At 74.2% G+C, this 4,353-nt stretch carries 8 protein-coding genes; 6 read left to right on the forward strand and 2 right to left on the reverse strand.

Annotation, left to right across the window (positions count from 1 at the left end; translation table 11 throughout):
• Positions 1 to 332 (forward strand): SurE domain-containing protein (locus NCC78_RS28180; RefSeq protein WP_504921140.1); only part of this gene is annotated, 332 nt, incomplete at its 5' end.
• Positions 333 to 371: 39 nt separating this feature from the next.
• Here the strand turns inward: NCC78_RS28180 and NCC78_RS28185 are convergent.
• Entirely contained in the window at positions 372 to 734 is a 363-nt protein-coding gene (locus tag NCC78_RS28185) for an STAS domain-containing protein (RefSeq protein WP_250798304.1), read from the reverse strand.
• 363 nt (positions 735 to 1,097) lie between these two features.
• On the opposite strand from NCC78_RS28185, the gene NCC78_RS28190 reads away from it, so the two are divergent.
• From NCC78_RS28190 to NCC78_RS28210, 5 genes are all read left to right on the forward strand, one after another.
• Positions 1,098 to 1,244 carry a hypothetical protein gene (locus tag NCC78_RS28190; RefSeq protein ID WP_250798306.1) on the forward strand — a complete coding sequence of 49 codons (147 nt, stop codon included), beginning with the start codon at positions 1,098 to 1,100 and terminating at the stop codon, positions 1,242 to 1,244.
• A 127-nt stretch (positions 1,245 to 1,371) separates the two neighbouring features.
• Entirely contained in the window at positions 1,372 to 1,779 is a 408-nt protein-coding gene (locus NCC78_RS28195) for a hypothetical protein (RefSeq protein ID WP_250798308.1), read from the forward strand.
• Between the two features lie 398 nt (positions 1,780 to 2,177).
• Positions 2,178 to 2,864 (forward strand): BON domain-containing protein, encoded by a 687-nt coding sequence (locus NCC78_RS28200; protein ID WP_250798309.1) that lies wholly within the window; start codon positions 2,178 to 2,180, stop codon positions 2,862 to 2,864.
• Between the two features lie 82 nt (positions 2,865 to 2,946).
• A complete protein-coding gene (locus tag NCC78_RS28205) occupies positions 2,947 to 3,213 on the forward strand; it encodes a redoxin domain-containing protein (protein WP_250798310.1) in 267 nt (88 codons plus the stop codon).
• Positions 3,210 to 3,758 (forward strand): DsbA family protein, encoded by a 549-nt coding sequence (locus NCC78_RS28210; protein WP_250798311.1) that lies wholly within the window; start codon positions 3,210 to 3,212, stop codon positions 3,756 to 3,758. Before NCC78_RS28205 ends, NCC78_RS28210 begins: the two co-directional genes overlap by 4 nt.
• Positions 3,759 to 3,871: 113 nt before the next feature.
• On the opposite strand, the gene NCC78_RS28215 is transcribed toward NCC78_RS28210, so the two are convergent.
• Positions 3,872 to 4,353, reverse strand: a 482-nt coding sequence (locus NCC78_RS28215) for a response regulator transcription factor (RefSeq protein WP_250798313.1), incomplete at its 5' end; no start/stop codon positions are given.

Below are 4,353 nucleotides of genomic sequence, written 5' to 3' on the forward strand. Positions count from 1 at the left end.
ACTGGGCCACGGCGGCCCGGGTCGCCCTGGACCTGCTCCCCCGGCTCACCGCCGGTCCGGTGGAGAGCGTGCTCAACGTGAACGCCCCGGACCTGCCGCACGGCCGGCTGCGCGGGGTCCGCAAGGGCACGCTGGCCAGCTTCGGTCAGGTGCAGATGACGGTCGCCGAGTCGGGGCACGGGTTCGTGCGCACCTCGCTGGAGGAGCCGGGCCAGGCGGTGCACCCGGGCACGGACCTGGCCCTGCTCGCCGACGGGTACGCCTCGGTCACGGCCATCCGGGCGGTCACCGAGGTGGCCGACGTCGACCTCTCCGGCCTCGGCGGCGACTGACCCGGCTCGGCACCACCGTCAGCGGGACGTGCGGGGCGGTCAGGCCCCGGGAAGGACCTCGGGGGCGGGCGCGCCGGCGTAGTAGGGCTCGGGGGCGCCGAAGAGGCCGAGCAGGCCGGTCACCCAGAGCTGCCGGTGCACGAACCGGCTCGGCTCGGTGACGACGAGCTTGACGCTGCTGACCTCGGCGGTCTGGAAACCCGCGACCATCGCGCTGATGCCGACGGAGTCGATGAAGGTGACGAGCCGCATGTTGAGTTCGATCCGGCTGGGCCGCCCCTTGGCCAGGACCTCGGCGATCGCCTCCCGCACCTCGTACGCGGTGTCGACGTCGATCTCGCCACGGGGGGCGATCTCGATGACACCACCGGGCAGAACCGACTTCACGATCGACAGGCTCACGCGAGCACCTCCACTCGCCCGTCCGACGGGCGCCTCATCAGTACGCGGGCCGCGACCGAGAGTATTCCTCCGACGGCCTCGGTCGCCACCCCTCGGGATGAGCAATTCGCGGATCAGGGCACACCAAGTCGCCCATATCCGGACTTTTCATGTCTTGTCAACCCAGCGATCAGCTGTCGCTGACGCGCCGCCGACCCAGGGTAGCGGTCCCTCGCCCGTTCCGCCGACACCTGAGGTCCCGGCGTGGCCCGGTGGTGCCCGTGGCAGGCGAGGGGGCTCGGCCCGGCGCGCTGCGCCCGTCAGGTTGCCCGACGGGCCTAGCATCGGCGCGGAGGATGGCGACTGCGACCGGGAGGACGATCGATGATCAGGAGACTTGCCGCGCTGGCCGGTGTCGGCGCGCTGCTCGCCCTCGTGCTGGCCTGCGGCTTCGGCGGCGGCGGCGACGAGGACGACGAGGACGACGAGGACTTCGCCCGGGGGGTGACCGCCGCGGTCGCGCTCCGCTGACCGCAGCCCAGGGTTTGCGGGACCACCCCGCTGGGCACTTGCGGAGCAGGCGGACCGTAACGCGCCGGAGAGACGCCGAAGTCCGAAGTGGCCGCCGGCTTCGGCACCCCCGAGGAGGTAACCCACGATGTTCGGAACCAACCTGCTGGACCGCCGCGGCAAGCCGGAGCGGATCGCCGATCAGGCGTGGCAGCACCTGCTCTCGGCCGTCAGCTCCGCAGGGGACAGCGTCCGCGACACCGCCCGCTCGGCCCGCCGCAGCGGTTCCGGCTTCGCCGACGACGCCGGTGACCTGGTCGGCTCCGCGGCGGACGAGGCTCGCCGCCGAGCCACCCTGGCCTTCGAAGCGCTGGCCGGCCGCCGGCCAGCGCTGCCCTGGACGCTGCTGATCAGCGCCGCCCTGGTGGGCGCGGCCATCGGCTGGGCCGCCGGCACCGCCGCCCGGGCCGCCGGCAGCCGGGACGACCGCCCGGTCGACGACATCGAGTTCGTCGACGTGGACCGGCCCAACTCGCCGGTCGGCCTGGACGGCTGACCGACCCGACAGAGCTCGCCCCGCGGGCCCCGGCCGACCCCTGAGGTCGACCGGGGCCCGCGTCGTGCACGGTCTTCCGTCCTGATCGGACCGCCGGACGGTTCTCTTCGGGCAGGCGACCCCGCCAGGGGCCCGGTCCGCCGGGGTGCCGGACCCCTCAGGCAGGCCCCGGCGGACCGGAGACCGGTGCCGCCCCCCTGACCTCCATCGTGGAAGCGCTCCCACGCTGGTTCCCGCCCGGTCCGGGTGAGGAGCGCTCACCCGGCCGGGCGACAGGATCGGTGCTGGCGGCGTCCGGGCCACGGCAGCCGAGGCGCCACGCCCACGAACCGCCGCGTGCCGAGGCGCCGGGCCCGCCGGCGGCCCACGCGAGCCAGCCGTTCCGGGAGGAGTGACAGATGGCCATCTCGACGATCACCCGCCTCGACCAGGACATCCAGTCCGCCGTGCTCGACGAGCTGACCTGGGAACCCCGGGTACGACCGAACGAGATCGGCGTGACCGTCTCCGAGGGCGTGGTCACGCTCACCGGTCAGGTGGACAGCTACGCCAAGAAGTGGGCCGCCGAACGGGCGGCGCACCGGGTCGCCCGGGTCCGGGCGGTCGCCAACGACCTGGCGGTACGGCTGGGCACGGGCGCGGAGCGCGCCGACCCGGACATCGCCGCCGCCGCGGGGCACACGCTGGAGTGGGACGCCTTCGTCCCGCCGGAGCAGCTCGACGTGACCGTCTCCAGGGGCTGGGTGACGCTGCACGGCGAGGTGGAGTGGGAGTACCAGCGTCGGGCCGCCGAACGCGCGGTCGCCCGGCTGACCGGCGTACGCGGGGTCAGCAACGGCATCACGGTCCGCCCCGACGTCCGGCCGGACGGGCACCTGCTGGCCGAGCGGATCGTCGACGCGCTGGCGCGCAACCGGGCCACCGAGGCGGAGCGGATCACCGTCCGGGTGCACGGCGACACGGTGCTACTCGGCGGGCTGGTGCACTCCATGCCCGAACGGGCCGAGGTGGAGCGGACCGCCTGGTCCGCGCCGGGCATCCGCGAGGTGCAGAACCACATCGCGGTGGCCCCGGTCATCGGCTGACGCGTCGGGCGTCGGGGCGGGCCGGCGAACCACCCCGGCGGGGTGAGCCACCGTCACCCGCTCCCGGGCGAGCGTGGGAGTCATGAGTGATCCGAACGGGCTAATCCGACCCGGGCGCGCCGCGCCCGGGTTCTCCCTGCCGGCCACCCCCGACGGGCGACAGACCGGACCGGGGGACTTCCGCGGCCGACCGGTCGTGCTCGCCTTCCACCCCGCCGACCGGACCCCGGTCCGCGGCGACCAGATGTCGCTGAACCAGGCGGCCATGCCGGAGGTCGACCCGGGCGCGGGCGGCATCCTCGACGCCCTGGAGCGGCTCGACGCCGACCGGCGGGTGGTGGCCGGATGACCACGCCACTTCAGGTCACCGCCCGCCTGCGGACCCCGGTGACCGAGCACGACCACGTCCGCGGGGCGGTGGACGCGCCGGTGACGATCGTCGAGTACGGCGACTTCCAGTGCCGGTTCTGCGGTGCCGCGTACCCCAACCTGCTCGAGCTGCTCCGGCAGCGGGCCGACACGGTGCGGCTGGTGTACCGGCACTTCCCCATCGCCAACATGCACCCGTACGCGGAGCACGCGGCTGAGACGACCGAGGCGGCCGGGCGGCGCGGGCGGTTCTGGGAGATGCACGACTGGCTCTACGAGCACCAGGACCAACTGGACCGGGTGCACCTGTCGCTCGGCATCGAGCAGCTCGGCCTGCCCGCCGACGAGGTGGCGGCAGAGGTGGAGCGGCAGGCGTACGGCGACCGGGTGCGCCGCGACTTCGTCGGCGGCATCCGCAGCGGCGTCAACGGCACGCCGACCCTCTTCGTCAACGAGGTCCGCCACGACGGCGGCCACGACCTGGCCGATCTCCTCGCCGCCGTCGACGCCGCCGCCACCCCCTAATCGCCGCCCGACCCGCGGACTTCAGTTGATCATGAGGTTGACGGGTGGATCCGAGATCGAAAACGCCGCCAACCTCATGATCACGCGTGGGGTGGGGAGTGGCGGGTGGGTGGTCAAAGGAGGTGGAGTTCGCGGGCGCGGGTGACGGCCTCGCGGCGGCGGGTGGCGGCCAGCTTGCGGTAGATGTTGCGGACGTGGGTCTTGACCGTGTTGACCGACAGCGACAGCTCGGCGGCGATCTCCACGTTGGACAGGATGCTCTGCAGGTAGCGCAGGATGGTCAGCTCCCGTTCCGTCAGTGGCTCGTCCAGCGCCGCAGGGCCCGGCTCGGCCGGGGGCCGGTCGGCCGGCTCCTCGGCGCCGCGCGCCAGGTCGCTGACCGTGGGCCAGTGCGCGGTCCCGGTGTCGAGGTGCGCGGCGAGCAGGTCCCGCAGCCCCGGCTCGGCGCGGGTGAACACCCGCCGGAACCCCTCCGGCGCGGCCAGATCGAGGGCCCGCTCCAGCACCCGCCCGGCCCGCCGCTCGTCGCCCGCCTGCCGGGCCACCACCGCGTCCAGCACGGCGGCGTCCAGGCGTACGGGCAGCGGCCAATCCG

It is taken from the genome of Micromonospora phytophila (assembly GCF_023656545.1).
Taxonomy (GTDB): domain Bacteria; phylum Actinomycetota; class Actinomycetes; order Mycobacteriales; family Micromonosporaceae; genus Micromonospora; species Micromonospora phytophila.

What these genes read in the sequence shown, in the direction of transcription:
- NCC78_RS28195 (WP_250798308.1), top strand. Translation starts at nt 1,372, where the DNA reads ATGTTCGGAACCAACCTGCTGGACCGCCGCGGCAAGCCGGAGCGGATC.
- NCC78_RS28205 (WP_250798310.1), top strand. Translation starts at nt 2,947, where the DNA reads ATGAGTGATCCGAACGGGCTAATCCGACCCGGGCGCGCCGCGCCCGGG.
- NCC78_RS28200 (WP_250798309.1), top strand. Translation starts at nt 2,178, where the DNA reads ATGGCCATCTCGACGATCACCCGCCTCGACCAGGACATCCAGTCCGCC.
- NCC78_RS28190 (WP_250798306.1), top strand. Translation starts at nt 1,098, where the DNA reads ATGATCAGGAGACTTGCCGCGCTGGCCGGTGTCGGCGCGCTGCTCGCC.
- NCC78_RS28210 (WP_250798311.1), top strand. Translation starts at nt 3,210, where the DNA reads ATGACCACGCCACTTCAGGTCACCGCCCGCCTGCGGACCCCGGTGACC.